We start from the raw sequence: 233 nt of genomic DNA, 5'->3' as shown, positions 1-233 counted from the left end.
GAGCGACCTCGATGTGGCCGTGCTCCTGCCGGACTCCGACGTCAGCCGCCGCGAAGTGATACGCCACGAAGGGCGTCCCGCCGAGTTGTTCCTCACCACGCTCGCGGATGTGCCGGAGTTCTTCGCGTGGGACCGCAACCGCCGCCGCGGCACGGTCCTGTTCGTCTACGCCGAGGGCCTGCCGCTGCTCGACCCGGACGGCCATCTCGCCCGCACGCGCGGCCGGGCCCGCG

Annotated in this window: 1 pseudogene; it reads left to right on the top strand. The window is 73.0% G+C overall.

The annotated features are described in order from the left end of the window. A pseudogene (locus G3I54_RS27750) lies at positions 1 to 233 on the top strand (nucleotidyltransferase domain-containing protein); the annotation flags it as partial.

The organism is Streptomyces sp. SID14515 (assembly GCF_010548505.1).
GTDB lineage: Bacteria > Actinomycetota > Actinomycetes > Streptomycetales > Streptomycetaceae > Streptomyces > Streptomyces caviscabies.
This window is presented reverse-complemented; position numbering and strand designations above follow the sequence as displayed.